The sequence below is a fragment of the Sphingobium sp. genome (assembly GCF_048594625.1).
Taxonomy (GTDB): domain Bacteria; phylum Pseudomonadota; class Alphaproteobacteria; order Sphingomonadales; family Sphingomonadaceae; genus Sphingobium.
In genome coordinates, this window is the sequence record NZ_JBMDWL010000009.1 from 1 (window position 1) to 25058 (window position 25058).

Below are 25058 nucleotides of genomic sequence, written 5' to 3' on the forward strand. Positions count from 1 at the left end.
CGGGGGGGCGGCCGGCGCCCCCCCCGCCTCTCTATTCGCACGAAGCGTGTCGAGCTTACTTCAGGTTGCCCGAAACGTTCTGGAAGGTGGTGTTGAGCTTGCTGCCCAGGGTGGTCATCGCGCCGATGGCGGCGACGGCGATCAGAGCGGCGATCAGGCCATATTCGATCGCGGTGGCACCCTTTTCATTCTTCAGCATCTTGCGGATCGACTTCATGTGATGTCTCCTGGAAATATCGATTAAAACGTTCAACTACCCGGCCGCCCCCGCTTCAATATTTCGTGGTCAGCTAAGTATCGAATTAGACAGGGCCGGTTGAGAAAACCTTAATGGCGAATATCATCTGTCAAATATCGATGGTTAACTCTTGTTAACCTTGTCCGCGACATCGTTCCACATGTTGGTCGTCTTGGTAGCGACAGAGTTGAGAGACACGATGATGGCCAGCACGATCAGCGCAATGATCAGCCCATATTCGACGGCGGTCGCGCCACGGTCGCAGCGGAGCGGTCCCCGGCGAACGAGCATTTTGACGAGCGCGCGCATATATGACCCCAGTTCGTTGCAGACAGTCCCCGATGAACATGTAAAGGGAGCAGGGTTAATAAAGCCCTGTCGAATGGACCGTTATGCCCCCGATTTCTCCTCTGCTGGTCGTCGCCGTCGCATTGGTGGATGCCGACGGCCGCGTGTTGTTGCAGCAGCGGCCGCCCGGCAGGGCGATGGCGGATTTGTGGGAATTTCCGGGGGGCAAAGTGGAGCCGGGCGAAACGCCCGAAGCGGCGCTGGTGCGCGAACTGGAAGAGGAACTGGGTATAGAGACGCATCAGAGTTGCCTAGCCCCCGCAACTTTTGCCAGCGAAGCGCTGGGCGAGAAGCATCTGCTGCTGCTGCTCTATGTCTGCCGTAAGTGGAAGGGCGTGCCCGAAGCGCGGCATGCAACCGCCCTCAAATGGTTGAAGCCCGCGCAAATGTACGCGCTCGACATGCCGCCGGCGGACCTGCCTCTGATCGGATTGCTCGACGCTCTGTTGTGATGAACGCGTGAAGCAAAAAAGGGGCGCCCCGGTATAGCGCCCCTTTTTTCGCACAGGTGCCGGGTCAGTCATGATCCCGGTGACAAGGAAGATCAGTCTTCCTTCGCCTTGCTCTGAAGCTGGACATAATTCTGGATGCCCATGCGTTCGATCATTTCGAACTGGGTTTCCAGCGTATCGACATGCTCTTCCTCGCTTTCGAGGATATACTGAAACAGGTCGCGGCTGACGAAATCCTTGATCGATTCGCAATAGGCGATCGCTTCGCGCAGGACGGGCAGCGCCTCATATTCCAGTTCGAGGTCGGCCTTCAGAATTTCTTCGACCGTTTCGCCGATCTTCAGGCGACCGAGCAACTGGAAATTGGGCAGGCCGTCGAGGAAGAGGATGCGTTCCGCCACCTTGTCCGCATGCTTCATCTCATCGATGGATTCTTCATATTCGAACTTTGCGAGCTTATCGATGCCCCAGTGATGGAGAATGCGATAGTGCAGGAAATACTGATTGATCGCAGTCAGCTCATTCTTGAGGACTTCGTTGAAATATTCGATGACCTTGGGATCGCCTTTCATGGCGCTATACTCCGGCAATGGGGGAACGCCGGCCTTATAACGTTTCGGGCAGGTGCTGTTAAGTTAAAAACCCTTGGAAATCAGGGCTTTTTTACTACGCTATTGCGTGGTGATCGCATGTCAGCCGCTGCGGCTGTTTCGCAATCCCTTTATCATGCTGCCTCAGGCGGCGGCGCGTTCCGCCGCGATGATGGTACGGGCGAAGGATACGCACTGGCCGCATTTGGGACGGCGACCATATTGGGCATAGGCGCTGCACGGGGTATCCGCCCCGTTTCGCGCGGCTTCCCGAAGATCCTTTTCACGAATCGCATTACAAACGCAGACGACCATCGAAGCTGTTCTCCTGATGATTCCTCATAACGTTGCTAATAATGTCTCGCAATAGTAATCAGCTGCTCTTGCGAATCTTTTGCGGCTGGCCACGGATCAGACTGCGCCACAGCCATTCGGCCGGGCCGAGCGCGAATCGGTCGGCATAGGGTTTGGACCATAGGAGAATCGCTGCCCAGCCCCCCAGTACGAAGAGCGGAAGGGCGGCGGCCGGCACCTGCGCAAAAAGGCCGAGTCCCCAGCCATAGAAGATGGCGGTCATGACGATGCTGGTGCCAAGATAATTGCTGAGCGTCAGGCGACCTGCGGCGGCGAGGCGCGCGACCAGCGGATGGGTGCGATGACGCGCCAGCAGCCAGAGGATCAGCGCGGCCCAGCCGACGGTCAGCGGAATGCGGAAGGGCAGCGACCAGGCGAGCGCCACGCCGAAGGCCGGAAGTGGCGCAAAGCCGCTGAACCATACCCACAGCGCTAGCGCGACCATGGGGGGCAGGCCGATCAGGAAGCAATGGCGGGCGGTGCGCCGATATTGGTCCGCGTCCCAGTTGCCGGTCAGGAACCCGCCCTTCAGCATCGCCATGCCCAGCAGCATGAAGCCCAGCGTTTCGAAGGCGGTGAACAGAAAGCCCCACAGCCATTCGCCCAGCAGGCCTGCCAGCTTATGCTGGACGATGCCGATGAAGCCGCCGCGATAGGTGGCGATTTCCGCCTGCGTCGCTGGGCTGGCCGGGTCCGACAATGCGGCCATGAATGTGGCATAGCCTTCGCGCAGAGCGCCACCTGCGCCGGGCGCGGCGGCGGCGCTGTCCCACAGATAGAGGCTGCCGATGAAGGCGGCGCAGATCAGGAACTGAAACAGGAAGAAGAGCATGGCGCGCTTCACCAGCGCAAAGGGTTCGAGGTTGACGAACAGCATCGCGAACAGCCCGACCACGGCATAGACGCGCAATATGTCGCCCCACCACAGCAGCAGGAAATGGGCGCAGCCGATCACGAACAGCCAGCCCGACCGGATCAGTTGCGATTGCCGCCCGTCGCGTCCGGCCATTTCCTCCCGGTCGATCAGCAGCAGCATGGACGCGCCGAACAACAGGCCGAACAGGCCGCGCATCTTGCTGTCGATGGCGATCAGGCTGATCGCCCATGCGATGATGTCGGCGGCCGATGGCGGCCCGGCGACGGCCGGGTTGAAATAGGCGTTCTGCGGCAGGGCAAAAGCCGTGATGTTCATCCACAATATGCCCATGACGGCGCAACCGCGCAGAACGTCCATGGCGGGGATACGGTGGGATGCGGTCATGAAGCGGAAGTTCCTGCAAAAGGGCTGGCCAGACGTCCGAGGCTCTGCCATCCGCCTAGCCATGAATGATGGTTCCACGCAATGGCGCAAGCAACGGATCAGCGATGCGTTCGGCGCGGCGGCGGGCCATTATGACGTGCATGCCGGGCCGCAACGTATGGCCGCGACGCGGGTGGCCGATCTGGCCGCGCGGCAGCGGCCGGACGATGTCGCGCGAATATTGGAAATCGGCTGTGGCACCGGCTTTCTGACGCGGGACATTCAGGCCCGCTGGCCGGACGCGGAACTGATCGCGACCGACATATCGCCCGGCATGCTGGCGCAGGCGGCGTCGCATGGGCCGATCGCAGGCCGGTTCATGACGATGGACGGCGAAGCGCCGACTTTCGACGGGCCAAGGTTCGACCTGATCCTGTCCAGCCTGACATTCCAGTGGTTCGACGATCTGAACGGGGCGATCGCGCGGCTGGTCGCTTTGTTGCGGCCGGGGGGCAGCCTGATCTTTTCCACCATGGGGCGGGGCAGCTTCGCCCGCTGGCGCGCGGCGCATCGCGCGTGCGGGCTGATGGCGGGGGTGCCGGATTATCCGTCGCTGGACGGGGTGCAGGCGATGTTGGCGCGCTATCCCGATGGCGCCGTCTTCGAACAGGATTGCCCGCTGGATGGTGGCGGGGCGCGCGCGCTGATCGCGCATCTGAAAGGGATCGGCGCGGTGGTGCCCGATGCGGGGCGAAAGCCGCTTGCCCCCGCCGATCTGCGCCGCGTGATGGCGGCGTTCGAAGCGGGGGGCGGGACGGACGGTTACCAGATATTGTTCGCGCGGGTGACGCGACCGGTCTGAAGGCGATCCGGCAAAGGCAGTCCGGCCTGAGAAAAGATTAACCTTTTCCCGATTAGGTTTGCGGCCATGGAGATGGCTGGCGCCCTTGATCGCGCTTCGTCGCGGGCGATCCGTCCGGTGGTGCACCCTGCCGTGCTGCCGCTGGGCTTTCTGTTGCTGCATGCGATGCTGATCGCCATGGCCGGAGATGGGGGCGAGGCGACGTCGCTGGTCTTTCTGGTCGGTGCGCCGCTGATCGCGGGCATGGCCTGTCTGTGGCGTGGATGGCGCGCAGGATGGGAAGGCTGGGCTGTTCTGGCCATCGCCATGCCTTTATGGGCGGGCGGGATGGTGGCCACCGTCGTCAACATCCTCTGGCTGAGCGGAGAGGGCGAGGGCGGGGCGAGCATCCTGCTCTATGTCCTTTATGGCGTGCCGCTGATCTTCGCGCTGGCCAGTCCGGCGGACGACCCGTGGCATGTGCGGATGGTGGACGGCATATTGGCCGCGGCGATGGGTTACCTCTTCTTCCGCTATGTCTTCACCCAATCGACCATGGCGGGGACACAGGACGCGAATCTGGCGGCGCTGCGGCTGCTGTTCGATCTGGAAAATGCCTATATCGCGGTCTTTGCGCTGATCCGCCTGCTGGCGTGCCGGGACGAACGGTTTCACGGATTTCTGTGGACGGTCAGCCTTTATGCGGTCGCCTATCTGCTGGCCGCTTTCTACATCAATCATTTCGAATGGCAGACGGCGTTCGGCGCCTGGCCCGACCTGATCATCGACCTGCCGTTCCTGTTGCTGACCATATTGGCGGTGGGTGAAAAGCGGCCCGCCATGGTGGTGCGGACGGGGCGGCGTTTCGGCCGGGTGGTGCGGGCGGGCAGTCCGTTGCTGTTGCCCGCGACGCTGCTGACCGTGGCGGCGCTGTTGCTGCGCGAACATGAAGGGCTGGCGGTGGCGGGATGCATATTCGCCACCATCGGTTATGGCGTGCGCAGCATATTGGTGCAGGTGCATAATTATGAGGAGCAGGACCGGCTGGAACTGCTGTCGCATGTCGACGGGCTGACCGGGGTCGCCAATCGCCGTCGTTTCGACGAGATGTTGCGCCGCGAACTGGCGCGGGTGCGGCGGCAGGGCGGAACCATGGCGCTGATCATGGTGGACATCGATCATTTCAAGCTGCTGAACGATCATCACGGCCATCTGGTCGGCGATGCGCGGTTGCAGGAGGTGGCGGCGACGCTGATGACCTGTGCCCGGCGTGGCGGAGATCTGGTCGCGCGCTATGGCGGGGAGGAGTTTGCCGTGCTGTTGCCCGGCGCCGATGTCGGGGAGGCGGCGGTGGTGGCGGAACGGATGCGCGCCGCGGTGGAGGCACAGGGGCTGGTATCGCCCGCGCCCGGCGGCGTGGTGACGGTCAGCATCGGGCTGGCGCAGGCGGACCCGGACGGAGAGGAGGCCCAGAGCCTGATCGACCGGGCCGACCGGGCGCTGTACGAAGCCAAGCATGGCGGACGGAACCGGGTGGGCATGGCGGCGGTGGCGGCGGATTAAAGCGCGATCCGTTCCTACTGAACCGGATCACGCTCCATTTGCCTTTCATTCTCCGCATTTTCCGGCTGGCAGATGATGCCGGCTGCTTCGACCATGCTTTAACTTCGCACATTTCCCGCTGAATCGGACATAAAGTTACGCGGGGCTGATCCGATCGGAAAGCAGCGGCGCCAGTATAGGACGGCGCAGGCGGGTAGGACAGGACAGCGCGATTGAAGGGCGCTGCGCCCTCTGCCATCTGTTGGATATGACAGAGGCCTCCTTCACCATCCGTCCTGCCGTGCCCGGCGATGCCGACAGCCTGTCGGCGCTGAAGCTGGCGGCATTTCGCGAGACGTTTCTGGATGGCTTTGCCATTCCCTATCCGCCCGCCGACCTCGCCGTGTTCGAGGCGGATTGTTATGGCGTGGAAACGGTCGCCAGAGAGCTGGCCGATCCCGCTCATGCGACATGGGTGGCCGAAGGGAATGATGGACACATGATCGCATACGCCCATGCGGGGCCGTGCAAGCTGCCGCATCCGCAGGCGTCGGCGGATCAGGGGGAATTATATCAGCTTTATGCGCTGAACGCCGCGCAGGGGATGGGGATCGGGCGCGCGCTGATGGATGTGGCGCTGGACTGGCTGGATATGGCGATGCCGGGGCCGGTGTGGCTGGGCGTATGGTCGGGCAATGACCGGGTGCAGGCGGTCTATGCCAAACGTGGTTTCGTGAAGGTCGGCGATTATGGATTTCGCGTCGGCGCATGGACCGATGCGGAATATATCTTTCGCCGGTTATAAAAGAAGGGCGGGAGATGATCCCGCCCTTTTCCTGGCTTTACAGTTCGCTGCCCATCAGAGCAGGGAAGAAGCCTTCATGCGCGCTGCGCAGGTCGTGCAGCGTGGCCCAGCCGATATTTTCTTCGGCATTGCCCACGGTCACCGCTTCGCCGCCGGTCACGCCGATACGGGTGGCGGGGATGCCAGCGGCCTCCGCGCGGGCGAGGATGGTCGCGGCGTCGCCGGTGACGACATAGCGGCCCTGATCTTCGCCGAACATCTGCGCGACGAGCAGCGTGTCATTGTCCCAGTCCGGTTCGATGGTCGCGCCGACCTTGCCCGCCAGCGCCATTTCCGCGACGGTGACCAGCAGGCCGCCATCCGATACGTCATGCACGGCGGTGACTTCGCCGGTGGCGACGAGGGCGCGGACGAGCTGCGCCGCCTGACGTTCGCGGGTCAGGTCGACGGTGGGCGCGGCGCCATCTTCGCGGCCATGGACTTCGCGCAGCCAGATGGTCTGGCCCAGATGGCTGGCGGTGTCGCCGATCAGGACGATGTCCTGCCCTTCGCCCTTGAACGCGACGGTCGCCATGACATCGACGTCGGCCAGCAGGCCGATGCCGCCGATCGCCGGGGTCGGCAGGATCGCCGAACCGCCGCCGGTCGCCTTCGATTCATTGTAGAGCGACACGTTGCCCGACACGATCGGGAAGTCGAGCGCGCGGCAGGCGTCGCCCATGCCTTCCAGACATCCGGTCAGCTGCGCCATGATTTCGGGGCGCTGCGGATTGGCGAAGTTGAGGCAGTTGGTGACGGCCAGCGGCGTGGAGCCGACGGCCGACAGGTTGCGATAGCATTCGGCGATCGCCTGCTTGCCGCCTTCATAAGGGTCGGCATAGCAATAACGCGGCGTGCAGTCGGTGCTGATCGCGATGCCCTTTTGCGCGCCATGGCCGCGCACGACCGCGGCGTCGCCACCGGGGCGCTGCACCGTGTCGGCGCCGACCATATGGTCGTACTGTTCCCAGATCCAGCGGCGGCTGGCGATGTCGGGGCTGCCCATCAGCTTGATGAGGTCCGCGCCGATGTCGTCGCTTTCGCCGATGTCGCCCAGCGGCGCGACCTTCGACCATGCCTGATAGTCTTCCTTCGGCATGGAGGGACGGTCGTAGAGCGGCGCGTCGTCGGCCAGCGGAGCGAGCGGGATGTCGCAGACGATCTCGCCCTTATGCTCCAGCACCATGCGGCCGGTGTCGGTGACATGGCCGATGACGGCGAAGTCGAGTTCCCACTTCTTGAAAATGGCCTCGGCAAAGGCTTCGCGGCCGGGCTTGAGCACCATGAGCATGCGCTCCTGGCTTTCCGACAGCATCATTTCATAGGTGGTCATGCCGGTTTCGCGCTGCGGCACGTCGTCCATTTTCAGGTGGATGCCAACGCCGCCCTTCGACGCCATTTCGACGCTGGAGGAGGTGAGGCCCGCCGCGCCCATATCCTGAATAGCAACGATCGCGTCCGACGCCATCAGTTCCAGACAGGCTTCGATCAGCAGCTTTTCGGTGAAGGGGTCGCCGACCTGTACGGTCGGGCGCTTGGCGTCGGCGTCGTCGCCAAAGTCTGCGCTGGCCATGGTCGCCCCATGGATGCCGTCGCGGCCGGTCTTGGACCCCACATACACGATCGGGTTGCCGACGCCGCTGGCGGCCGAATAGAAAATCTTGTCGGTGTCCGCGACGCCCACGGTCATCGCGTTGACCAGAATGTTGCCGTCATAGGCCGGGTGGAAATTCACTTCGCCGCCCACGGTCGGCACGCCCACGCAATTGCCGTAGCCGCCAATGCCATGCACCACGCCGCTGATCAGATGCTTCATCCTGGGGTGGTCGGGGCGGCCGAAACGCAGCGCGTTCATGTTCGCCACCGGGCGCGCGCCCATGGTGAACACGTCGCGCAGGATGCCGCCGACGCCGGTCGCCGCGCCCTGATAGGGTTCGATGTAGGACGGGTGGTTGTGGCTTTCCATCTTGAAGATCGCGGCCTGACCATCGCCAATGTCGACCACGCCCGCATTTTCGCCCGGACCGCAAATGACCTGAGGCCCTTTGGTCGGCAGCTTCATCAGGTGGATCTTGGACGATTTATACGAACAATGTTCCGACCACATGACCGAGAATATGCCCAGTTCCGTCAGGTTCGGCTCCCGGCCGATCGCCTTGAGTACGCGGTCATATTCTTCCGGGCTGAGGCCATGTTCGGTGACGATTTCCGGGGTGATCTGGGATGCGGTGCTGGACATGCCCGCGCCTTTAGCGGGGGCGGGGGCCAAGGGCAATGGTGGGCGTGCAGCATGACGCGCAATATCGGGCGATCCGGCCCGGCCGTCATTCCATCGCGCCGGAAAGAAAAGTTTAAGATTCTTCCCCAAAGGTCATGCGAGGAGCGGGGTGGCGATTCGACGGAGACCGAAAGCCGCAAAGAGGTGCAGCTATGAAGGGGCGAGACTTCTTCTATTTTTCCAGTCGTTGCAAGAAGCAGCGGTTGATGGAACAGGCGTCCACATCGGAACGGGCCAAGATGGTGCATCGGCGGCTGGCGGCGGCCTATGCCGATCGCGCGGCGCTGGCGATGCTGAACAGCGACTGATTGCACGAAGGCAATGAAAAGACCGGACCTTTAGGGGAGGTCCGGCCGGTTTGCGTTTCCGTATCCGGAACAGCTTCAGATCAGACGTGGCAGGCCTGTGCGCCCTTGCCCGGAACGGTGATCGTGACTTCGTTGCCCGAACCCTTGACTTCAAAGCCGCCCTCGGCGGTGAAGGGCTGACCGGCTTCCGGCGCCTTGAGCGAGGTGGCGGTGCCGCCCTTTTCCGTGCGCAGCAGCGCGGTCTTGTCGTCGCTCATATAGTCGATGAAGACCAGGCTGTTGTCCTTGCAACGGAACTGCTTGTTCGCCTTGACCGACGGGGGCAGTTCGACCGGCGCGGCGTTGGCCAGCTGGGCTGCCATCGGGTCGGCAGGGCCGCCCACGACTTCCGGTTCGTCATTCTTGTTGCAAGCCGAGAGCAGCGCGACGCTGGCGACGGCGATGAGGGGGAGATAATATTTCATAGTGATCCTTTTATGTGCATGCGCAACATGGTGCGTCAACGCAAAACTGAGCCATTCCCGCCATGCCCCCTGATATGACGTCATGACCCTTTCATGACAGGGTATGACGCAAATGCCCGAAGTGCGGGGCTTTTCGCGGTGGGCGGGCATAAAAAGCGGGGCGGGCTTGACCGGGGGCGTGGTGGCGGCCAATGCAAGGACATGGCTGAGGACATTTCCACCCCCGACCCCGAAACCCTGTCGTTCGAAGACGCCCTGCGCGCGCTGGAAACCATCGTGCGGCGTCTGGAAAGCGGCGACGTGCCGCTGGACGAATCCATTTCGCTCTATGCGAAGGGCGAAGAACTGCGCAAACGCTGCGCCGAACGGTTGCAGGCGGCCGAAGCGCGGATCGCGAAACTGACGGTCGACGCCCATGGTGCGGTGACCGGCGCGCAGCCTTTCGGCGCGGACTGACGTCCATGGCGGTAACAGGGGCCGCCCCAGCCGGCGAACTGGTCAGGGCGCGCGCGGCCATCGTCGCGGCGGAGATCGACGCGGCGTTCGACACGCTGTTGCACGTGCCGCAGGACGCACGCGCGCGGCTGTATGACGCGATGCGCCATGCCGCGATCGGCGGCGGCAAGCGGTTGCGCCCGCTGTTGGTGCAGGCGACATGCGACCTGTTCCACCTGTCGCGCGAATCGGCGCTGCGGGTCGGCCTCGCCGTCGAATGCATCCATGTCTATTCGCTGATCCATGACGATCTGCCCGCGATGGACGATGACGACCTGCGCCGGGGCAAGCCGACCGTCCACAAGGCGTTCGACGAGGCGACGGCCATATTGGCGGGCGATTGCCTGCACGACCTGGCGTTCGAGATACTGGCCGACGAACAGACCCATCCCGACGCCTTCGTGCGGATCGAGCTGGTGAAGGCGCTGGCGCTGGCCAGCGGGCCGGGCGGCATGGCGGGCGGTCAGATGATGGATCTGGAGGCGGAGAAGACCCGTTTCGACCTGGCCACCGTGACCCGGCTTCAGAACCTGAAGACCGGGGCGCTGATCGCATTCTGTGTGGAGGCCGCCGCGATCATGGCGCGCCTGCCGCATGAAGCGCGCACGGGCCTGCACGGCTATGCCCGCGACATCGGGCTGGCGTTCCAGATTGCGGACGACCTGCTGGACGTAGAGGGCGACGCCACGCTGGCGGGCAAGGCGCTGGGCAAGGATGCGGCGGCGGGCAAGGAGACGTTCCTGTCGCTGCTGGGCGTGGAGCGCGCCCGCGCACAGGCGCATATGCTGGTCGATCAGGCCAAGGCGCATCTGCACGGACATGGCGCGGAAGCCGACCTGCTGCGCGCCATTGCCGACTATATCGTGGAGAGGGACCGCTAATATCATGAGCAGGCAGCGTATCGGCGTCTATCCCGGCACTTTCGACCCCATCACGCTGGGGCATATGGACATCATCCGGCGCGGGGCGAAGCTGGTCGACAAGCTGGTCATCGGCGTCACCACCAACATCTCCAAATCGCCGATGTTTTCCGACGAGGAACGGCTGGAAATGGTGCGGCGCGAATGTGCGGACATCGATACAGAAATCGTGGTGACCGGATTCAATTCGCTGCTGATGGATTTTGCCGAATCGCAAAATGCCAGCGTTATCGTGCGCGGGCTGCGCGCCGTGGCGGATTTCGAATATGAATATCAGATGGCGGGCATGAACCAGCAGATCAACAGCCGGATCGAGACGCTGTTCCTGATGGCCGACGTGTCGTTGCAGCCGATCGCGTCGCGACTGGTCAAGGAAATCGCGCTCTACGGCGGGCCGATCCATAAATTCGTCAGCCCGACGGTGCGCGACGAAGTGGTCGCCCGCGTCGAAAAGATCGGACGAAAAGGCGGGTGAGTTTGCATCGCTCAGCCTGCGTTCAGTTGCCAATCGCGATCAGCGCGCTATCAGGGCGGCTTGGCTCCGGCTTAAAGACATCAAGGAAGTTTCACTCCATGCGTTTTACCTGCGCGCTCAAGACCGTGGCGATCGGCCTCGCCCTCACCGCGTCCGGCGTGGCCTTTGCCCAGGGCGGCGGAGGCGGCAAGGGCGAAGATTTCAAGAAGGCCGAAACCGCCGCGAAGGCGCAGGAAGCCGCCAAGTCGCTGGGCCATGACATCGCGCCCAAGCTGCCGCCGGCAACCGTGCCTGCCGATCCGCAGAATATCTGGGATCTGGACCTATCGACCGGCGGCCGCGTGCGCATTCAGCTGCGCCCCGACATCGCCCCCAACCATGTCGAACGGATCAAGGAACTGACGCGTCAGGGCTTTTACAACGGCCTGAAATTCCATCGTGTCATCCCCGGCTTCATGGCGCAGGGCGGCGACCCCAAGGGCGATGGCACCGGCGGTTCGCAGTTGCCCGACATCAAGGCTGAGTTCAACCAGATGCCGCACCTGCGCGGCACGCTGTCCATGGCGCGTGCGCAAAGCGAGGACAGCGCGAACAGCCAGTTCTTCATCGTCCTGTTGCCCCGCATGCAGCTGGACAAGAAGTATACGGTGTTCGGTCGCGTGATCGAAGGCATGCAATATGTCGACGCGATCCATGAAGGCGAACCGCCCGCCGACCCCAGCGTGATCCTGCAGGCGTCGATCGAAAGCGACGGCAAGCCGCCGGTGACGGCGTTGCCGCCGCCGCCCGCGCCGCCGGTTTCGATCATCGATACGCCTGCGCCCAAGAAGGCGGCTGCGCCCAAGAAGGCGGCCGCGCCCAAGAAGGCCGCGCCGAAGAAGAAGTAAACCGGTCCGGCTTTTGATGCAGTTCCAGACCCCGTTCGCTGCGCGCGAGCGGGGTCAGTCCGTTATGATGAAACGTTACCAGCCATGCGCGTAGACCTGTTCAATTTCGACCTGCCGCCCGAAAATATCGCGCTGCGCCCCGCTTCGCCGCGGGACAGCGCGCGCATGTTGATGGTGCCGGGGTCTGGCGCGATGCAGGACCGGGTCGTGCGCGACCTGCCGTCGATGCTGCGCGCGGGCGACGTGCTGGTGTTCAACGATACGAAGGTCATTCCCGCCCAGCTGGAAGGGATGCGGGGCGAAGCGCGCATCGGCGCGACGCTGCACAAGCGGCAGGGGCTGCGGCAATGGCAGGCGTTCCTGCGCAATGCCAAGCGGGTGCGGGCGGGCGATCGGATCGATTTCGGCGCGGGGGTGACGGCGATTGCCGGGCCGCGCGACGATGATGGCGGGGTGACGCTGGATTTCGAGGGCGACGAGCCTGTCGAGCTGCTGCTGGAACGGGCAGGGCGGATGCCCTTGCCGCCCTATATCGCCAGCAAGCGCCCGACCGACGAGCGCGACCGCAGCGATTATCAGACGATGTTCGCGCGGGAAAATGGCGCGGTGGCCGCGCCCACGGCCGCGCTGCATTTCACGCCGGACCTGATGGCGGCCGTTGCGGAGGCGGGCATCGCGACCGAGACGCTGACGCTGCATGTGGGGGCGGGGACGTTCCTGCCGGTGAAGGCGGACGATACCGACGACCATCGCATGCATGCGGAATGGGGGCGGATCGACGCGGCGACCGCTGACCGGCTGAACGCGGCGCGGGCGGCGGGCGGACGGCTGATCGCGGTCGGCACGACGTCGCTGCGCCTGCTGGAAAGCGCGGCAGGGGAGGATGACATCATCCGCCCCTTCGCCGACGAAACCCGCATCTTCATCACGCCGGGCTATCGGTTTCGGGCGGTCGACGGGCTGATGACCAATTTCCACCTGCCCAAATCGACGCTGTTCATGCTCGTGTCCGCGCTGATGGGGACGGAGCGGATGCAGCAGGTTTATGCCCATGCGATCGAAACGGGATACCGTTTCTACAGCTATGGCGACAGTTCGCTGCTGCTGCCCGACCGGTCGGTTTGAAGCATGATCCGATTGACTGGATCGGATCATGCCCTGACTGTCTTTTGTTCACTGCATTGAGCGAACTGTCATCTGTTCCGGATGACTTTACAACGCGTTAGCGGCGAGCGGCGCCGCGACGGACCATGCTGACCACGCCATAGCCGATGGCTGCCAGCGTGCCCAGTTTGGCGACCGTCTTGACCGTGCCCGACGCCACATAGCCAAGAATCGCGCCCTTGACGCCGCTGTCGCCATCGCGGCGATCGATGGCCGCGCCGATCACCGTGCCTACGACATTCTTCATGCATGATCTCCACCGTTGAGGGGGCACCGCGACGCCCGCCGAACCGGCCGATGTCATGATGCGGGAAGCGAATGATGTTGGAGCATCAGCAGCGTTTCACCGGGTCGAAAGTTCCATCCGCGTGGGAAGGGCCGGTTCGATGCGTTGATGAAACATTTGCCATGTCAGGCGTTGTTTTATCAGGCAATAGGAGGACAAGGCCCATGCAGACCGCTTGCCCCACGGTGCAGCCGCCCTTTGGCGCTGCCTATATCCCGCTCTATCATGCTGGCGAGGTCAATCACTGCCCGTCCTGTACCCGGCGGCAATGGATCGTCGGCAGGATGGTCGCGGAATGCGCCTTTTGCGGCACGGCGCTGCCGCTGGGGCAGTTCAGCACCTATAGCGCGAGTCCGCGTTCGAATGCCATGGTGTCGGCGGCGACGATTTGCCTGAAGAACTGCGCCCCATCGGTTGATGGAAGGAGGGAATGGGTGGCCGCTTCATTTCCCTGATTCTGGTCGGTTTCGAACTGGCCGACCACCCCTTTTGCTTCGATGAAGCCTAATTCCGGCCCACGAACAGGAACGCCACCGCGCCCATGATGCAGGCGAAGGCGGCAAGGTGCCGCCAGTGCAACGGTTCACCCAGTACCGTGACCATGAAGCCGCCGAAGATGATAAGGGCGATCGCTTCCTGCGCGACCTTGAGCTGACCCGCGCTCCACCCGCTGGCATAGCCGATGCGGTTGGCGGGCACGGCCAGGCAATATTCCAACAGCGCGATGCCCCAGCTGATCAGGATGACCAGCAGGATCGGTTTGTCCATGCCGCCCTTCAGATGCCAGTACCAGGCGATGGTCATGAAGATGTTCGACAGGATCAGCAGGATAAGGGTGGGCATCGGCACCTCTGACAGGACGGAGCCGATGCTTTGGCACCGCATGCCTGTGCAAGGCAAGCTGGCATGAATCAGGCCCGGCGGAATAGCGCCGAGCCTGATTCATTTCGGTATCGCCGATCAGTTGTCGATCAGCATGTGGAGCATGATCCGATGGGATTGAAACCCGTCATGCTCCAGACGCCGTTTGTTAGTCATTCATTCCAGATGACACCAAAAGCGCGGTTAGCGATAGCGGGTGCCGCCCGTGCTGATGCTGCCGGCATAATTCTCGCTACCCCAGCCGGTCTGGTCGCGATCGCGGTCGCCGAACAGGGCATTTTGTTCGCGCTCCACGCGCCAGGCGTCCTGTGCCTGTTCGGCGGTCTTTTCCAGCGTCACCTTGGTTGCGTCGACCGACTTGATCCAGCTGGACGGGATCGAATGGTGGACGCCGCCCGCGTCGCTGTCGCTCTTGGTCAGGATGATGCGGTCGCCGCGCAATTTGTCCACTGTGCCGACATGTTCGCCGTCGCTGCCGACGACTTCCTGATGTTCGCGGACCTGTGTCACCGCCTGCCGCTGTTCGCCGCGGCGCGTGCGCCATGTGCCAAATTCGCTGTTGAAGCGATCGCGATTCTCACGCTGATATTCGGCATAGTCGCGGTCGAGTTCGTCGATCCGCTGCTGGCGCCAGCTGTGATAATTGCTGTCATGGTGCGCGCCATAATCCTGTTGCGGGCCATAGCTGCGGATGCGGTTGCCATGATCTTCGCTGCCATAGCCGCTGCGTTCGCCGGCATAGGGCGCGTAGCCGCGATTGGGGAGATAATCCCTGCGCGCCGCAGCGGCATAGCCAAGCCGGCTCGACTGATCGCGCGGGTCGCCATAGGGGCGGTTATAATATTCGTCATATTCGCGGCGACGTTCGGCCTCTTCATCGCCGAACCAGCTGCGTATCTCATCCCCCGCCCGGTCGAAGAACCCGCGTTCGTCGGGATCGTAATCATGCGGAGAGCGGCGATAATCGGGTCCACCGAACTGGCCGCGCGTACCGTAGCGATAGCCGCGATCATCATCGCGCGCGCTCCGATAGCGGTCGTTGCCGCGATCCCAATTTGCCGAATAACGGTCTTCGCCACCATAGCGGCGTCCGCCTTGGTAACCCATCGTCCTTCTCCTTCTTTTCTGCAACGCCGTGCGCGGCGCCAACGGGGGATCAATGACCGGGCCGGCCCATCGTTCCGGGCGTTACGGACGGGTAATGTCCCGCGCGTCGGGCGCCCTGTCGTGACCGGAATCCGCCGCTTTTCCACGGAATTGATGCAGATTAACCATGGGCCGCGATTTTTGCGCAAAAGACTGTTGCAAGGGCCAAATCGCTATCCTATAGGCAGCGCTCCTTCGGGGGCCTTAGCTCAGCTGGGAGAGCGCGTCGTTCGCAATGACGAGGTCAGCGGTTCGATCCCGCTAGGCTCCACCAACCTTCCCAAAGGTTGGATTTTCCGAAGGACTTTACCGTGGTCGCCGGACGGGCGTAGAGCGGTTTCCATGACAGATGAACTGGATAGCGGCGTGCAGGATGCGGGACGGCCCGCCGCCACGCTGGTGATCATATTCGACCGGCCCGATGGCGCGCCCGAATTGCTGATGATGGAACGGGCGTCGACCATGGCCTTTGCCGCGGGCGCGCTGGTCTTTCCCGGCGGCGGGGTGGAGGCGGGCGACCATATGCTGGCCGCGCGCATCGATCATGGGCTGGACGATGATGAAGCCGCGCATCGCATCGCCGCCATTCGCGAAACGGTGGAAGAAGCCGGGCTGGGGATCGGCCTGACGGGCGGGGTCGATGCGGCGGCGCTGTTGCGGCTGCGCGACGGATTGCATGACGGGCGGTCACTGGGCGAGATGCTGGATCGGCTGGGGCTGGGGATCGCGCTGGACGCGCTGACGCCCTTTGCGCGGTGGCACCCCGCGCCGTTCGAAGGCGCAAGGCGCATCTATGACACGCGATTCTATCTGGCGCGCGCGCCGCAGGGACAGATGGCAAGTGTCGACAGCACGGAAAATGTCCGGTTGATGTGGCGCAGCGCCGCCGACACGCTGGCCATGGCGGACAGGGGCGAAGCGCAGATCATCTTTCCCACGCGGCGCAATCTGGAACGGCTGGCGCAATATGACAGCCATGATGCGCTGGTCACCCATGCCATGGCGCATCCCGTGCGCAAGATCCGGCCGTGGCGGGAGGAACGGGGCGGGGAAATGCATCTGTGCATTCCCGATGACGCGGGTTATCCGGTGACGGGGGAACCGATGGGGCGGGTCCGGCGTGCTTAGGGGATGCGAAGACTGCACCTGACGCTGCGCCGCCTGATCATCCTTGCCGGGCTGCTGTTCCTGATCCTGCTGGGCTATGGCGCGTTGCGGCAACGGCCGCAGGATCTGCCATGGACCGATCTGGACCTGTCGCAGCCGGTGGGGCTGTTCACCGGACGCAAGCTGGCGGCGTTGACGGGCGATGCGGCGGGATGTCGCGCGCTGCTGGACCGGGCGGGCGTGGATTATGTCGCGATGAAGCCGGGCGGCGCGGATCAGTGCCGTTACGAGGATGCGGTGCGATTGCGGCGCGATGGGGATGCGATGGCGCTGGCGCCTGCGTCCGTTGCGCCATCATGCCCGGTGGTGGCGGCGTTCAAGTTGTGGGAATGGCAGGTGGTGCAGCCCGCCGCGCACCGCTTCTACGGTCAGCCGGTGCGCAGCGTCCGCCATTTCGGCAGCTATAGTTGCCGCCGGATGTACGGTCGCAGCCAGGGCGATTTCAGCGAACATGCGACGGCCGATGCGATCGACATCGCCGCCTTCGTGCTGAAGGACGGACGGCAGGTGAGCGTGCTGAACGACTGGAAGGGCGAGGGGCAGGATGCGCAGTTCCTGCGCACGGTGCGGGATGGGGCTTGCGACCTGTTTTCGACCGTGCTGTCACCTGACTATAATGCGGCCCATCGCGACCATTTCCATCTGGATCAGGCGGAACGCGGCGCGACGGGGTGGCGGGCGTGCCGGTGAGGGGGGCGGCGGGTTTCGACCGGAGGTGGTCATGTTCCCCCTTTCGCTGGCGGGCGGGGGTTAGGGGGTGGGCTGGACGTCGCGGAAGCCCACCCCGCTGCGCCTAACGCGCTGCGCGTGCAAGTCTCGCTGCCCCTCCCGCTGGCGGGAGGGGCATGGCGGAAAACCATCCTAAAAGCCGTCGCCCTATTGCCCGAAGCCCGATTCCCTGGCCACGCTCACCGCTTCGCGGGCGGCGGCGAGCAGGGCGCCGCTCTTTGCTTCGCATTCGCGCTGTTCATATTCGGCTGTCGAATCGGCGACGATGCCCGCGCCCGCCTGCACATGCATCACGCCATCCTTGAGAACTGCGGTGCGCAGGACGATGCAGCTGTCCATATTGCCGTCCGGCCCGAAATAGCCGACCCCGCCAGCATAGGCGCCGCGCGTTTCCGGCTCCAGTTCGGCGATGATCTCGCACGCGCGGACCTTGGGCGCGCCCGATACGGTGCCCGCGGGGAAGCCGGCAAACAGGGCGTCGATCGCGTCCTTGTCATCGGCCAGACGCCCGACCACGTTGGACACGATGTGCATGACGTGGCTGTAAAATTCGACGGTGTAGCTTTCGGTCACCGTCACCGATCCGGCAGCGGCGACGCGGCCGACATCGTTGCGGCCAAGGTCCAGCAGCATCAGATGTTCGGCCCGTTCCTTCGGATCGGTGAGCAGGCTTTCGCGATTGGCGGCGTCCTCCACCGCGCTCTTGCCGCGCGGACGGGTGCCCGCGATCGGGCGGATGGTGACTTCGCCATTGCGCGCGCGCACCAATATTTCGGGCGACGACCCGATCAGCGCAAAGCCGGGCAGGTCGAGATAATAGAGGAAGGGGGACGGATTGATCCGCCGCAACGCGCGGTAGAGCGCGATGGGGGGCAGGGTGAAGGGGCTGGTGAAACGTTGCGCCAGCACGACCTGAAAAATGTCGCCCGCAACGATATAGTCCTTTGCCCGGTCGACCATCTGTGCATAGCGGCCCGGTTCCAGCACCGGCGTGACCGCGATGTCGGCAATGTCCGTCGGGGCGGGCAGCGCAGGAAGCGGCGCGGCAAGCCGCGCGGCGGTGGCGTCGATTCGTTCGAACGCGGCGTCGATCGCCCTGTCGGCGCCATTTCCGTCAGCGGCAAAGCTGCCCTTCCATACCGGGGCGACCAGATAGAGCTGATCGGCCAGCCGGTCGAAGATCAGGATGACCGTCGGCCGCACGAACAGCATGTCGGGCACGCCGATGGGATTGGCGGGCGGGCGAGGCAGTTTTTCGACCAGCCCGACCGTTTCATAACCGAAATAGCCCACGAGGCAGGCGAGCGCGGCGGGCAGGGCGGGGTCCATATCCGCCCGGCATTCGGCGACCAGATCGCGCAGCGCATCGAGCGCACCCGCATCCAGTGCGACGAAGGCATCGCGATCGGTCGCCCATGCGCGGTTGATTTCCGCATGCTGGCCATGGGCGCGGAAGACGAGGTCGGGGGCAAGGCCGATCAGGCTGTAGCGGCCACGGACCGCGCCGCCCTCCACCGATTCCAGCAGATAGTCGCCGCGTCCATTCTCGAACAGCTTGAGGGCAGCCGAAATCGGCGTGTCGGTATCGGCGATCTGCCGCCGCCACACCAGCGCCGATTCGCCGCGCGCCAATGCCGCGCGTGCAGACGCCACGCCGTCCATGCTGCCCCCCGTCGCCGTCATCTTACTGGTCGCCGCTGTTGGTAGCGGACAACGCGGTGCGCACGGTGGCGACGGCATTGGCGTTGCGGGTCACGCCCAGTTCCTTCTCGATCGCCTTTTCGAACTGCTGCCCATATTCCTGACCCACGACATCGGCCAGCTGGGTACGGACCTGATTGAGCAGTTCGGGCTGCCCCTTCGCATCGCCGCGCTCGATCTTGTTCAGCTGCACGACGAAATAGCCGCGATCCTGACCGATCGGGAGCGTCTTTACGGTGTTGGCGGCCATGGAGAAGAGGATCGCCACTTCAGCCGGGGGACGCTGTTCCCCGCGCATGATGTCGGCGCGGCGACCGCCCAGCGTCTGCGGCGCGGGCAGCTTGACGCCCGCCTGCGCGATGGCGTCGGCAAGGCTGCCGCCCTTGGCGAGCTTCTTCTGGATCTGTTCGGCCAGCGCCTTCGCCTTTTCGTTGCCCGCGTTCAGCTTATACTGGGCGATGACCAGCTGCTTGACTTCGGCCAGTGGGGGCGGCGCGGCGGCGACGATTTCACCCGGCGCGGCCAGCGCATAGCGCTTTTCGGCGGTGATCGGGATCAGCTGCGCATCATCGTCCGCGCTCATGGCGAAGGCGGGGGCGAGCAGCGGTTGCAGGTCGGGACCGGCGGTGAAAGCCGAATCCTTCACCTGCTTGCCCGTCGCCAGCACCAGCGGGCTGGTTTCCAGCTTCAGGCCATTATCCTTCACCACTTCGTCGAAGGTGCCGCCGTCGGCAATGGCATCTTCGATCTTGCCGGTGAAGTCGGTCAGTAGCTGCTTTTCCTTTTGCACGCGCAGGGTGGCGACGATGTCGTCGCGCACGGCGGCCAGCGGACGGGCAGGGGTTTCCTTGACCCCCGTCACGCGCACCAGCAGCCAGCCGAGCGACCCGCGAATGGGGCCGATCAGGTCGCCCTGCTTGCCCGCATAGACGGCGTCGGCGACGGTCTTGCCAGCCGATGCGTTGAGCGCTTCGCGGCTCTGATCGGTCTGGGCCGACACCGCCAGACCCGCGCCCTTCGCCGCGTCGGCCAGGCTCTTGCCGCCCTTCACCTGATCGGCGATCGCCTTGGCGGCGGCCTGCGTCGGCAGCACCAGCTGTTCGATGCTGCGGCTCTGTTTGGCGGCATAGGCGGCCTTGTTCTGGTTGTAATAGGCGCTGATGTCGGCGTCGCTGGGTTGGGCCGCCTGCGCGAAACGTTCGGCGTCGATCACGGCATAGCGGATGCGACGCTGTTCGGGAATCGTGTAGCGGTCCGCATTCTTCTTGTAGAAATCGGCCAGCTGCGCATCGGTGGGCGCCTTGTCGTCCAGAAAGGCGACGGCCGGAATGGCGGCGACCGCGCCCTGACGCGCTTCCAGCAGGAGCGATGCATAGGGCAGGACGAGGCTGTCGGTCAGCTTCACGCCAAGACCGACGGGGGCCATCAGCTGACGCTGAAGGATTTCGCGGCTGATGTCGTCGCGCAGCGCCTGTTCGGTCAGCCGTTCGCGGACCAGCAGGGCGCGGAAATTATCGTTGCTGAAATTGCCCGCTGCATCCTGAAAGGCCGGGATCTGCGCAATCTGCGCATCGACCAGACGCTTGGAAATATGCACGCCCTGATCGTCGGCGAAGGCGCGCAGCGTCAGCGCGGCGACCAACTGGTCAAACACCTGCGCGCCGCCGCCCTGCGTGAAAAATTCGCTGATCTGAAGGCCGGGGTTGGACCGGCGCGCATTTTCGAACACGCGCTGCACGCGATCCTGCAATTCGCTTTCGCTGAGCTTATAGCCCTTTGCCCTGGCAGCGGTGCCGCCGCCGCCCAGCGCATTGCCGTAATTGCCGCTGGTCAAATCGCCCATGATGAAGGCGGCGGCGATGACGCCCAGAAAGAGGACGGCGATCAGCGCGCCGAATTTGGATCGGATGAAGCTGCGAAAGACAGAAAGCATGGGGATTCCAGAAAAGCGGCTATGTGGCGGCCTGCTTTAGGGGCGGATGCGCGCGGCGGCAAGGCTTGGGCTGGACAAATGCGTGAGGCCCGTTCATCGGCTTTGACAGCTTACCTCTCTTTCGAAGGAGACGCCTTTGGCCTTTGCTGGTCCGGTGGCGAAAGGGCGGGGGCGACGTGCAGCAATAATCACAAGGAACAGATTGATGGGCAGGCGAAAGCTGGTTGTCGGCAACTGGAAGATGAACGGGATGCGTGCGCATCTGGACGAACTGGAAGCGATCGGCCGCGTGGCCGCTGCGCATCCGTCGGTGGAGGTGGGCCTGTGCCTGCCCGCGACCCTGATTATGGCGGGGTCCGAACGGCGTGGGGCGGCGTTCATCGGCGCGCAAAACTGCCACATGGACATAAGCGGCGCCTATACCGGGTCGCTGTCGGCCGACATGCTGGCCGAAGCGGGCGCGACATGGGTCATCACCGGCCATAGCGAACGGCGCGAGGCGCGCGGCGAAACCAATGCCGACATCGCGGCCAAATCGGTCGCCGCGCACAAGGCGGGCATCAACGTCATCCTGTGCGTGGGCGAAACGCTGGCCGTGCGCGACGCGGGGCGGGCGGAGCAGGTGGTCGCCGACCAGTTGCTGGCATCCCTGCCCGAAGGAGCGGCCGCCGACTGGCTGGCGGTTGCCTATGAACCCATATGGGCGATCGGCACCGGCCGCATCCCGACGATGGAAGCGGTCGCGGCCATGCATGCGGCGCTGCGCAGCGCGCTCGCCAGCCGGATCGGCGCGGAAGCGGACAAGATGCGAATCCTCTATGGCGGATCGATGACCGGCGACAATGCGGCGGACCTGATGGCCATTGCGGATGTCGACGGCGGGCTGGTCGGCGGGGCAAGCCTGTCCGCCGCCAAATTCGCGCCGATCATCGAAGCGGCCGAACAGCGCATGGCGGCCGCGGCCTGAGATAAATGACCATCCGTTCGTTTCGAGCGAAGTCGGGAAGCGGCAAGCGCTGTGTCAGCGTGAATGCGCTGATCCTGGCTCGACCTCGTTTCTCGACCAGGCTCGAAACGAACGGCGATCCGTATAAGCCATTCAGTATGCGTCGGGTGACCTGACACGGTTGCCCCGGCGCGCCTTCATCGCTATGTGCGCGCCAACGCATCCTATTTCACCGGACACATCGTCGCCATGTTCACTTTCCTTCTCGTCGTTCAGGCCATCATCGCGGCCCTGCTGGTCGCCGTCATCCTGATGCAGAAGTCGGAAGGCGGTGGTCTGGGCGTGGGCGGCAGCCCCGCCGGCTTGATGTCCGCGCGCGGCGCGGCCGATTTCCTGACCCGCTCCACCACCGTCCTCGCCAGCATCTTTGTGCTGCTGTCGATCGTGATGGCGGTCATCGCATCGGTGCGGCACGCGCCCAGCGACATCGACACGTCGCTGGTGAAGCAGGCCCCCGCGAGCCAGAGCGCCCCGGCGCCCGCAAACGCCGATCCGCTGGCCGGTGCGGCGAGCAACGCGGCATCCGCGCCTGCGGCCAATGGCGCGGTTCCGCTCGCCAACTAAACCTTTCACCGATCTTTCGATCTTTTTTTAAGCGCGCGTGGATTCGCGCGCTTGCCCTTTGTTGTTCCGAAAGGCTAAGCCTCCCCTCCCATGACGCGGTATATTTTCATCACCGGCGGCGTGGTCTCCTCGCTTGGCAAGGGCCTTATGGCCGCATCGCTTGCAGCTCTGTTGCAGGCGCGAGGTTTCCGTGTGCGAATCCGGAAGTTCGACCCCTATCTCAACGTCGATCCGGGCACGATGTCGCCCTATCAGCATGGTGAGGTCTATGTGACCGACGACGGGGCGGAAACCGACCTCGACCTTGGCCATTATGAACGCTTTACCGGGGTTTCGGCGCGCCAGTCCGACAATGTGACGCAGGGGCGCGTGTACCAGACGATCATCCAGCGCGAACGGCGCGGCGATTATCTGGGTGCGACGGTGCAGGTCATTCCGCACGTCACGGACGAGATCAAGGCATTCGCCACGGCCGACACCGAAGATCTGGATTTCGTGCTTTGCGAAATCGGCGGCACGGTGGGCGACATCGAATCGCTGCCCTTCATGGAAGCGATTCGCCAGCTGCATAACGACCTCGATCGCGGCCAGTCGATCTTCGTCCATGTGACGCTGGTGCCGTACATCGCGGCGGCGGGCGAGCTGAAGACCAAGCCGACCCAGCATAGCGTGCGCGAACTGACGTCGCTGGGCATCCAGCCCGACATCCTGCTGTGCCGCTGCGAACATCCGCTGCCCGAAAGCGAGCGGCGCAAGATCGCGCTGTTTTGCAACGTGCGGCCCGAAGCGGTCATCCCCGCGCTCGACGCCAAGAGCATCTATGCCGTCCCCGAGCAATATCATGCCGAAGGGCTGGACAATGAAGTGCTGCGCGCCTTTGGCATCGGCGACGCGCCTGCGCCCACGCTGGACCGCTGGACCGACATCATGGACCGGCAGCTCAATCCCGAAGGCGAAGTGACGATCGGCGTGGTCGGCAAATATGTCGGCCTGCTGGACGCGTACAAGTCGCTCTATGAAGCGCTGAACCATGGCGGCCTTGCCAACCGGGTGAAGGTCAACGTCAAATGGATCGACGCGGAACTGTTCGAAAAGGGTGACGACATCGTCGCCAGCCTGGAACCAATGCACGGCATTCTGGTCCCCGGCGGCTTTGGCGTGCGCGGGTCCGAAGGCAAGATCGAATCGGTCAAGTTCGCGCGTGAACGCAATGTGCCCTTCTTCGGCATCTGCCTTGGCATGCAGATGGCCTGCATCGAAGGCGCGCGGAACACGGCGGGCATTGCCGGCGCATCGACCACGGAATTTGGCGAAACGTCCGAACCGGTCGTGGGCCTCATCACCGAATGGATGAGCGCGGAAGGGCTTCAGAAGCGCACCGCGCAGACCGATCTGGGCGGCACCATGCGTCTGGGCGCCTATCCGGCCAAGCTTACGGGCAACAGCGTTGTCGCGGGCATTTATGGCGGCAACGACATCAGCGAACGGCATCGTCACCGCTATGAAGTCAACGCCAGCTATCGCGAGCCGCTGGAAAAGGGTGGCCTTATCTTCTCCGGCATGTCGCCCGACGGCACATTGCCCGAAATCGTCGAGCGGCCCGACCATCCATGGTTCGTAGGGGTTCAGTTCCACCCGGAACTGAAATCCAAACCATTCGATCCGCATCCGCTGTTCGCCAGCTTCATCGCCGCGGCGGTCAAGCAGAGCCGGTTGGTGTAAAAGGAAACGGGGCCATATTGGCCCCGTTTTTCGTTTCAGGGCAAGGGCAGTCACCCCGCCGGCGTCAGTTTCAGCATCCGGCCCTGCGACTTGCCGCCGTCTTCCAGCAGCCACAGCGCGCCGTCCGGTCCCTGTTCCACTTCGCGGATGCGGGCGCCCATGTCCCATTGATCGGCCTTTTCGGCATTATCGCCGTTCAGCTTCACGCGCACCAGGCTCTGGCTGGACAGGCCGCCGATGAACAGCGACCCCTTCCACTGGGGAAAGGCGCTGCCGGTGTAATAGAGCAGGCCGCCCGGCGAAATGACCGGGTTCCAGCTGACCTTGGGCGCTTCGAATCCATCGCCGGGCTTGTGGTCGGGAATATCGCGACCGTCATAATGGTCGCCGTTCGATGCCTTGGGCCAGCCATAGTTGAGGCCGGGTTTGATCAGGTTCACTTCATCCCCGCCCTTTGGCCCCATTTCCTGTTCCCACAGGCG

The 25058-nt window shown here is 63.9% G+C and carries 29 protein-coding genes and 1 tRNA gene; 17 read left to right on the forward strand and 13 right to left on the reverse strand.

Annotation, left to right across the window (positions count from 1 at the left end; genetic code table 11):
• Positions 1-55: 55 nt before the first annotated feature.
• On the reverse strand, positions 56-217 hold the full coding sequence (locus ACOJSJ_RS01005; protein ID WP_420143121.1) for a Flp family type IVb pilin: 162 nt from the start codon (positions 215-217) through the stop codon (positions 56-58).
• 144 nt (positions 218-361) lie between these two features.
• Positions 362-547 carry a Flp family type IVb pilin gene (locus ACOJSJ_RS01010; RefSeq protein ID WP_420143122.1) on the reverse strand — a complete coding sequence of 62 codons (186 nt, stop codon included), beginning with the start codon at positions 545-547 and terminating at the stop codon, positions 362-364.
• An 83-nt stretch (positions 548-630) separates the two neighbouring features.
• Between ACOJSJ_RS01010 and ACOJSJ_RS01015 the strand changes: the two genes are divergently transcribed.
• Positions 631-1038 carry a (deoxy)nucleoside triphosphate pyrophosphohydrolase gene (locus ACOJSJ_RS01015; RefSeq protein WP_420143123.1) on the forward strand — a complete coding sequence of 136 codons (408 nt, stop codon included), beginning with the start codon at positions 631-633 and terminating at the stop codon, positions 1036-1038.
• A gap of 92 nt (positions 1039-1130) precedes the next feature.
• Here ACOJSJ_RS01015 and bfr read toward each other — a convergent pair whose 3' ends face one another.
• The 3 genes from bfr to ACOJSJ_RS01030 form a co-directional block, all read right to left on the reverse strand.
• Positions 1131-1610 carry a bacterioferritin gene (gene bfr / locus ACOJSJ_RS01020; protein WP_420143124.1) on the reverse strand — a complete coding sequence of 160 codons (480 nt, stop codon included), beginning with the start codon at positions 1608-1610 and terminating at the stop codon, positions 1131-1133.
• 162 nt (positions 1611-1772) lie between these two features.
• Positions 1773-1943, reverse strand: a complete 171-nt coding sequence (locus ACOJSJ_RS01025; RefSeq protein ID WP_420143125.1) for a (2Fe-2S)-binding protein — start codon at positions 1941-1943, stop codon at positions 1773-1775.
• Positions 1944-2001: 58 nt separating this feature from the next.
• A complete protein-coding gene (locus ACOJSJ_RS01030) occupies positions 2002-3243 on the reverse strand; it encodes a DUF418 domain-containing protein (protein ID WP_420143126.1) in 1242 nt (413 codons plus the stop codon).
• A gap of 61 nt (positions 3244-3304) precedes the next feature.
• On the opposite strand from ACOJSJ_RS01030, the gene ACOJSJ_RS01035 reads away from it, so the two are divergent.
• The 3 genes from ACOJSJ_RS01035 (at position 3305) to ACOJSJ_RS01045 (ending at position 6410) form a co-directional block, all read left to right on the forward strand.
• Positions 3305-4084 (forward strand): methyltransferase domain-containing protein, encoded by a 780-nt coding sequence (locus ACOJSJ_RS01035; protein ID WP_420143127.1) that lies wholly within the window; start codon positions 3305-3307, stop codon positions 4082-4084.
• A gap of 72 nt (positions 4085-4156) precedes the next feature.
• On the forward strand, positions 4157-5626 hold the full coding sequence (locus ACOJSJ_RS01040) for a diguanylate cyclase (protein ID WP_420143128.1): 1470 nt from the start codon (positions 4157-4159) through the stop codon (positions 5624-5626).
• Positions 5627-5873: 247 nt separating this feature from the next.
• Complete coding sequence (locus tag ACOJSJ_RS01045; RefSeq protein ID WP_420143129.1) at positions 5874-6410, forward strand: GNAT family N-acetyltransferase; 537 nt, start codon at positions 5874-5876, stop codon at positions 6408-6410.
• A gap of 37 nt (positions 6411-6447) precedes the next feature.
• On the opposite strand, the gene purL is transcribed toward ACOJSJ_RS01045, so the two are convergent.
• Positions 6448-8688, reverse strand: a complete 2241-nt coding sequence (gene purL / locus ACOJSJ_RS01050; protein ID WP_420143130.1) for a phosphoribosylformylglycinamidine synthase subunit PurL — start codon at positions 8686-8688, stop codon at positions 6448-6450.
• A gap of 191 nt (positions 8689-8879) precedes the next feature.
• On the opposite strand from purL, the gene ACOJSJ_RS01055 reads away from it, so the two are divergent.
• On the forward strand, positions 8880-9035 hold the full coding sequence (locus ACOJSJ_RS01055; RefSeq protein WP_420143131.1) for a hypothetical protein: 156 nt from the start codon (positions 8880-8882) through the stop codon (positions 9033-9035).
• 80 nt (positions 9036-9115) lie between these two features.
• Here ACOJSJ_RS01055 and ACOJSJ_RS01060 read toward each other — a convergent pair whose 3' ends face one another.
• Positions 9116-9499 carry a hypothetical protein gene (locus tag ACOJSJ_RS01060; RefSeq protein ID WP_420143132.1) on the reverse strand — a complete coding sequence of 128 codons (384 nt, stop codon included), beginning with the start codon at positions 9497-9499 and terminating at the stop codon, positions 9116-9118.
• A 201-nt stretch (positions 9500-9700) separates the two neighbouring features.
• On the opposite strand from ACOJSJ_RS01060, the gene ACOJSJ_RS01065 reads away from it, so the two are divergent.
• From ACOJSJ_RS01065 to queA, 5 genes are all read left to right on the forward strand, one after another.
• The gene (locus ACOJSJ_RS01065; RefSeq protein WP_420143133.1) at positions 9701-9955 is read left to right on the forward strand and encodes an exodeoxyribonuclease VII small subunit; all 255 of its coding nucleotides are present in this window, start codon (positions 9701-9703) and stop codon (positions 9953-9955) included.
• 5 nt (positions 9956-9960) lie between these two features.
• On the forward strand, positions 9961-10875 hold the full coding sequence (locus ACOJSJ_RS01070) for a polyprenyl synthetase family protein (RefSeq protein ID WP_420143134.1): 915 nt from the start codon (positions 9961-9963) through the stop codon (positions 10873-10875).
• A 4-nt stretch (positions 10876-10879) separates the two neighbouring features.
• Entirely contained in the window at positions 10880-11389 is a 510-nt protein-coding gene (gene coaD, locus ACOJSJ_RS01075; protein ID WP_420143135.1) for a pantetheine-phosphate adenylyltransferase, read from the forward strand.
• Between the two features lie 98 nt (positions 11390-11487).
• On the forward strand, positions 11488-12276 hold the full coding sequence (locus ACOJSJ_RS01080; protein ID WP_420143136.1) for a peptidylprolyl isomerase: 789 nt from the start codon (positions 11488-11490) through the stop codon (positions 12274-12276).
• Between the two features lie 84 nt (positions 12277-12360).
• Positions 12361-13401 (forward strand): tRNA preQ1(34) S-adenosylmethionine ribosyltransferase-isomerase QueA, encoded by a 1041-nt coding sequence (queA, locus tag ACOJSJ_RS01085; RefSeq protein WP_420143137.1) that lies wholly within the window; start codon positions 12361-12363, stop codon positions 13399-13401.
• 97 nt (positions 13402-13498) lie between these two features.
• Here the strand turns inward: queA and ACOJSJ_RS01090 are convergent, their stop codons facing one another.
• Positions 13499-13687 (reverse strand): hypothetical protein, encoded by a 189-nt coding sequence (locus ACOJSJ_RS01090; RefSeq protein ID WP_420143138.1) that lies wholly within the window; start codon positions 13685-13687, stop codon positions 13499-13501.
• Between the two features lie 71 nt (positions 13688-13758).
• On the opposite strand from ACOJSJ_RS01090, the gene ACOJSJ_RS01095 reads away from it, so the two are divergent.
• Complete coding sequence (locus ACOJSJ_RS01095) at positions 13759-14181, forward strand: hypothetical protein (RefSeq protein ID WP_420143139.1); 423 nt, start codon at positions 13759-13761, stop codon at positions 14179-14181.
• Positions 14182-14230: 49 nt separating this feature from the next.
• On the opposite strand, the gene ACOJSJ_RS01100 is transcribed toward ACOJSJ_RS01095, so the two are convergent.
• Both ACOJSJ_RS01100 and ACOJSJ_RS01105 read right to left on the reverse strand, forming a co-directional pair.
• Complete coding sequence (locus ACOJSJ_RS01100; protein ID WP_420143140.1) at positions 14231-14569, reverse strand: DMT family protein; 339 nt, start codon at positions 14567-14569, stop codon at positions 14231-14233.
• A 222-nt stretch (positions 14570-14791) separates the two neighbouring features.
• On the reverse strand, positions 14792-15715 hold the full coding sequence (locus ACOJSJ_RS01105) for a DUF2171 domain-containing protein (protein ID WP_420143141.1): 924 nt from the start codon (positions 15713-15715) through the stop codon (positions 14792-14794).
• A 237-nt stretch (positions 15716-15952) separates the two neighbouring features.
• Here ACOJSJ_RS01105 and ACOJSJ_RS01110 point away from each other — a divergent pair.
• From ACOJSJ_RS01110 to ACOJSJ_RS01120, 3 genes are all read left to right on the forward strand, one after another.
• Positions 15953-16028, forward strand: a tRNA-Ala gene (locus ACOJSJ_RS01110).
• Between the two features lie 68 nt (positions 16029-16096).
• Positions 16097-16882, forward strand: coding sequence for an NUDIX hydrolase (locus ACOJSJ_RS01115; RefSeq protein ID WP_420143142.1), 786 nt, complete (start codon positions 16097-16099; stop codon positions 16880-16882).
• Between the two features lie 3 nt (positions 16883-16885).
• The gene (locus tag ACOJSJ_RS01120) at positions 16886-17611 is read left to right on the forward strand and encodes an extensin family protein (RefSeq protein WP_420143143.1); all 726 of its coding nucleotides are present in this window, start codon (positions 16886-16888) and stop codon (positions 17609-17611) included.
• 186 nt (positions 17612-17797) lie between these two features.
• Here ACOJSJ_RS01120 and trpE read toward each other — a convergent pair whose 3' ends face one another.
• Complete coding sequence (gene trpE, locus ACOJSJ_RS01125) at positions 17798-19333, reverse strand: anthranilate synthase component I (RefSeq protein WP_420143144.1); 1536 nt, start codon at positions 19331-19333, stop codon at positions 17798-17800.
• Between the two features lies 1 nt (position 19334).
• Positions 19335-21284, reverse strand: coding sequence for a peptidyl-prolyl cis-trans isomerase (locus ACOJSJ_RS01130; protein WP_420143145.1), 1950 nt, complete (start codon positions 21282-21284; stop codon positions 19335-19337).
• A 205-nt stretch (positions 21285-21489) separates the two neighbouring features.
• On the opposite strand from ACOJSJ_RS01130, the gene tpiA reads away from it, so the two are divergent.
• The 3 genes from tpiA (at position 21490) to ACOJSJ_RS01145 (ending at position 24576) form a co-directional block, all read left to right on the forward strand.
• Positions 21490-22251: a triose-phosphate isomerase gene (tpiA, locus tag ACOJSJ_RS01135; protein ID WP_420143146.1), complete on the forward strand. Its 762-nt coding sequence runs from the start codon at positions 21490-21492 to the stop codon at positions 22249-22251.
• Positions 22252-22479: 228 nt separating this feature from the next.
• A complete protein-coding gene (gene secG / locus ACOJSJ_RS01140; RefSeq protein WP_420143149.1) occupies positions 22480-22854 on the forward strand; it encodes a preprotein translocase subunit SecG in 375 nt (124 codons plus the stop codon).
• 90 nt (positions 22855-22944) lie between these two features.
• Positions 22945-24576 (forward strand): CTP synthase, encoded by a 1632-nt coding sequence (locus ACOJSJ_RS01145; RefSeq protein ID WP_420143147.1) that lies wholly within the window; start codon positions 22945-22947, stop codon positions 24574-24576.
• A gap of 50 nt (positions 24577-24626) precedes the next feature.
• On the opposite strand, the gene ACOJSJ_RS01150 is transcribed toward ACOJSJ_RS01145, so the two are convergent.
• The coding region (locus ACOJSJ_RS01150; protein ID WP_420143148.1) for a PQQ-dependent sugar dehydrogenase at positions 24627-25058 on the reverse strand (432 nt) is incomplete at its 5' end.

Bases quoted from the DNA above. Each gene is read 5' to 3' on its own strand.
- ACOJSJ_RS01005 (WP_420143121.1), bottom strand. From the start codon at position 217: ATGAAGTCGATCCGCAAGATGCTGAAGAATGAAAAGGGTGCCACCGCG.
- ACOJSJ_RS01010 (WP_420143122.1), bottom strand. From the start codon at position 547: ATGCGCGCGCTCGTCAAAATGCTCGTTCGCCGGGGACCGCTCCGCTGC.
- ACOJSJ_RS01015 (WP_420143123.1), top strand. From the start codon at position 631: ATGCCCCCGATTTCTCCTCTGCTGGTCGTCGCCGTCGCATTGGTGGAT.
- bfr (WP_420143124.1), bottom strand. From the start codon at position 1,610: ATGAAAGGCGATCCCAAGGTCATCGAATATTTCAACGAAGTCCTCAAG.
- ACOJSJ_RS01025 (WP_420143125.1), bottom strand. From the start codon at position 1,943: ATGGTCGTCTGCGTTTGTAATGCGATTCGTGAAAAGGATCTTCGGGAA.
- ACOJSJ_RS01030 (WP_420143126.1), bottom strand. From the start codon at position 3,243: ATGACCGCATCCCACCGTATCCCCGCCATGGACGTTCTGCGCGGTTGC.
- ACOJSJ_RS01035 (WP_420143127.1), top strand. From the start codon at position 3,305: ATGAATGATGGTTCCACGCAATGGCGCAAGCAACGGATCAGCGATGCG.
- ACOJSJ_RS01040 (WP_420143128.1), top strand. From the start codon at position 4,157: ATGGCTGGCGCCCTTGATCGCGCTTCGTCGCGGGCGATCCGTCCGGTG.
- ACOJSJ_RS01045 (WP_420143129.1), top strand. From the start codon at position 5,874: ATGACAGAGGCCTCCTTCACCATCCGTCCTGCCGTGCCCGGCGATGCC.
- purL (WP_420143130.1), bottom strand. From the start codon at position 8,688: ATGTCCAGCACCGCATCCCAGATCACCCCGGAAATCGTCACCGAACAT.
- ACOJSJ_RS01055 (WP_420143131.1), top strand. From the start codon at position 8,880: ATGAAGGGGCGAGACTTCTTCTATTTTTCCAGTCGTTGCAAGAAGCAG.
- ACOJSJ_RS01060 (WP_420143132.1), bottom strand. From the start codon at position 9,499: ATGAAATATTATCTCCCCCTCATCGCCGTCGCCAGCGTCGCGCTGCTC.
- ACOJSJ_RS01065 (WP_420143133.1), top strand. From the start codon at position 9,701: ATGGCTGAGGACATTTCCACCCCCGACCCCGAAACCCTGTCGTTCGAA.
- ACOJSJ_RS01070 (WP_420143134.1), top strand. From the start codon at position 9,961: ATGGCGGTAACAGGGGCCGCCCCAGCCGGCGAACTGGTCAGGGCGCGC.
- coaD (WP_420143135.1), top strand. From the start codon at position 10,880: ATGAGCAGGCAGCGTATCGGCGTCTATCCCGGCACTTTCGACCCCATC.
- ACOJSJ_RS01080 (WP_420143136.1), top strand. From the start codon at position 11,488: ATGCGTTTTACCTGCGCGCTCAAGACCGTGGCGATCGGCCTCGCCCTC.
- queA (WP_420143137.1), top strand. From the start codon at position 12,361: ATGCGCGTAGACCTGTTCAATTTCGACCTGCCGCCCGAAAATATCGCG.
- ACOJSJ_RS01090 (WP_420143138.1), bottom strand. From the start codon at position 13,687: ATGAAGAATGTCGTAGGCACGGTGATCGGCGCGGCCATCGATCGCCGC.
- ACOJSJ_RS01095 (WP_420143139.1), top strand. From the start codon at position 13,759: ATGATGTTGGAGCATCAGCAGCGTTTCACCGGGTCGAAAGTTCCATCC.
- ACOJSJ_RS01100 (WP_420143140.1), bottom strand. From the start codon at position 14,569: ATGCCCACCCTTATCCTGCTGATCCTGTCGAACATCTTCATGACCATC.
- ACOJSJ_RS01105 (WP_420143141.1), bottom strand. From the start codon at position 15,715: ATGGGTTACCAAGGCGGACGCCGCTATGGTGGCGAAGACCGTTATTCG.
- ACOJSJ_RS01115 (WP_420143142.1), top strand. From the start codon at position 16,097: ATGACAGATGAACTGGATAGCGGCGTGCAGGATGCGGGACGGCCCGCC.
- ACOJSJ_RS01120 (WP_420143143.1), top strand. From the start codon at position 16,886: ATGCGAAGACTGCACCTGACGCTGCGCCGCCTGATCATCCTTGCCGGG.
- trpE (WP_420143144.1), bottom strand. From the start codon at position 19,333: ATGACGGCGACGGGGGGCAGCATGGACGGCGTGGCGTCTGCACGCGCG.
- ACOJSJ_RS01130 (WP_420143145.1), bottom strand. From the start codon at position 21,284: ATGCTTTCTGTCTTTCGCAGCTTCATCCGATCCAAATTCGGCGCGCTG.
- tpiA (WP_420143146.1), top strand. From the start codon at position 21,490: ATGGGCAGGCGAAAGCTGGTTGTCGGCAACTGGAAGATGAACGGGATG.
- secG (WP_420143149.1), top strand. From the start codon at position 22,480: ATGTTCACTTTCCTTCTCGTCGTTCAGGCCATCATCGCGGCCCTGCTG.
- ACOJSJ_RS01145 (WP_420143147.1), top strand. From the start codon at position 22,945: ATGACGCGGTATATTTTCATCACCGGCGGCGTGGTCTCCTCGCTTGGC.